This is a genomic window from Aeromonas sobria (assembly GCF_006243315.1).
In the GTDB taxonomy this organism is placed as follows: Bacteria; Pseudomonadota; Gammaproteobacteria; order Enterobacterales; family Aeromonadaceae; genus Aeromonas; species Aeromonas sobria_A.
Genome location: NZ_NKWE01000092.1, coordinates 1 through 2,118 on the forward strand (window position 1 = coordinate 1; position 2,118 = coordinate 2,118).

Consider the following 2,118-nt stretch of genomic DNA (forward strand, 5'->3'; position numbering starts at 1 on the left):
TAGATAAGCCGGGGCGATTCAGGTCATGGGTAATCAGGCTTCGTTTTTTGATTGCAACAAACGTCAAATTCGGTCAAAATCTATCAATATCAAAAAAACAATGGACTTAACTATGAATGAAATACAGCGACATAGAAGGCTTTTGGAGTATCTAAAAAATCACACATATATAAGCACCAACGACTACGTTGAGATGCTTGATATCTCTCTATCAACAGCCCGTCGTGATATAACAAAACTGGCAGAAGATGGTAAATTGACAAAAATCCGCAATGGAGCCGAAGTCATTTTTCAAGAAGATGAGCCTAAGCAACAGTCCCATGTTGCTTCTCATTTCATTCCCTCAGAAAAAGACATTGATAATTACCAAGCAAAATCCCGTATCGCTCAAGCAGCCGCTGCTATGTGTGAAAAGGGCGATAGCGTAGTGATAAGCGGCAGTAACACGACCTTTTTACTCTATAAGCATCTTGGTGGAAAAGACATTCAAATTGTCACCAACTTTATGCCACTTGCCTATAAGTTGATCCAGTGCAATCATCCTAGTTTGATCATTTTGGGCGGACAGTATTTACCAGAACGCCACATTATGATTTCACCAGATGCAGAAACTGCAGATGATCACTCTAGCCGTTTTGTATTCTTCACTGGGACTGGAGTGTCAAAAGCTGGGGTTTATACCTCAGACTTGTTGGTTTACATGGCCGAGAAAAAACTATTGGAATATGGGGACCGCTTAGTTGCTTTGGTCGATAGCCGCAAGATAGGTAAACATGGAGGAAAACTGCTGGCATGTGCATCTGAATTAGATACTTTAATAACAGATGTCGGAGCAGACGAAGAGACACTATCAGCACTGAGAGATGCTGGCGTATCTATTGTTATCGTCTAACATGAACCTGCGTAGATTGGCTCCTTGAAGGCGTTAATGGGGCGTTGTTTCCTAAATCAGACAATCAGCCACACGAGACCGCTAACTTTGGGCCTGAGCCTGTAAATAATTCTGTGTAACTGCCCATTTCATCACAGGTGACCGTTCAGGCGATCACCGAATTTGATAATAAAGCGATTCAGGGCAAGCGTCCAATTCTGGATTGGCATGGTCCATTTCTTGGAGGCCTGATGTATAGCGAGAAACGGCGTTGTTTCCCAAATCAGCCATCAGGTCACAACGTCCCCAGCCCCTGGTGACCGCTACACTCGGGGCTTTCTGACAGGTAGACCAAGGGTATTCAGTTTGTTTATAGCGCTGACATACGCCATGACTTCTCCCNNCAGTGCGCTAGCCCCTCCTTGTGCATCACCAGCACCGCCTCATTTCTTGGGTGCCCCTGTAGTGGTCAACTAAATCCGGACACTTGGTTAGGCCGATCTTCGGCTTTTGCTGGCGGCATCCCGTCATTGTGTTGATGTGGACGCCGCCAGTTGTAGTAATCCATCAGGTAATAACTGATATCCCGCTTTGCCTCCCGCACGCTCATGTATCCCATTGCCGGCAGCCACTCTGACTTCAGGCTTCTGAACAACCGCTCCATCGGGGCGTTATCCCAGCAGTTTCCACGCCGACTCATACTCTGGGTCATGCGATAGCGCCACAGTCGTTGTCGAAATGCCCGACTGCCATATTGGCTGCCCTGATCAGAGTGAAACAGCACGCCTGATGGGCAACCCCGCTGCTGATAGGCCATCTCCAGTGCTTTGATTGCCAATTCTGCATCAGGTTTGTCAGACATCGCCCAGCCCACGACCCGTCGGGTATGCAGGTCGAGCACCGCTGCCAGATAATGCCAACGACCACCGACCCAGACGTAGGTGATATCGCCACACCACACCTGATTGGGCTGCGGAGCATCAAATTCGCGGGCCAGCAGATTGGGAATATCCGGTCGTTCAGACCGTGCCACCTTATAACGGTGTGCGCCCGGCTGCTTGGATGCCAGCCCGGCTTCCTTCATCAGGTTACGTACTTTGTATCGACCAATCTGATGCCCCAACTCCCGCATCATCGACATCAAGGCGCGGCTGCCTGCCGAGCTCCTGCTCTCTTTGAACAACCGGCGCAACTCGCTGCGTTGCTGTATGAATCGCCCCGGCTTCTCTAGACACTTTTGAGCCGTT

Annotated in this window: 2 protein-coding genes and 1 pseudogene; 1 reads left to right on the forward strand and 2 read right to left on the reverse strand. The window is 49.0% G+C overall.

Annotated elements, in window-relative coordinates:
- The first annotated feature begins 112 nt into the window (after positions 1-112).
- Entirely contained in the window at positions 113-892 is a 780-nt protein-coding gene (gene ulaR / locus CF137_RS21680; RefSeq protein ID WP_139721615.1) for an HTH-type transcriptional regulator UlaR, read from the forward strand.
- 302 nt (positions 893-1,194) lie between these two features.
- Here the strand turns inward: ulaR and CF137_RS21685 are convergent.
- Positions 1,195-1,334: pseudogene (locus tag CF137_RS21685) on the reverse strand (IS5/IS1182 family transposase); the annotation flags it as partial.
- A 6-nt stretch (positions 1,335-1,340) separates the two neighbouring features.
- A partial coding sequence (locus CF137_RS21690) for an IS3 family transposase (protein WP_139721617.1) occupies positions 1,341-2,118 on the reverse strand: 778 nt, incomplete at its 5' end.

Excerpts from the sequence above, each read along its gene's own strand:
- ulaR (WP_139721615.1), top strand. The coding sequence starts at position 113 with ATGAATGAAATACAGCGACATAGAAGGCTTTTGGAGTATCTAAAAAAT.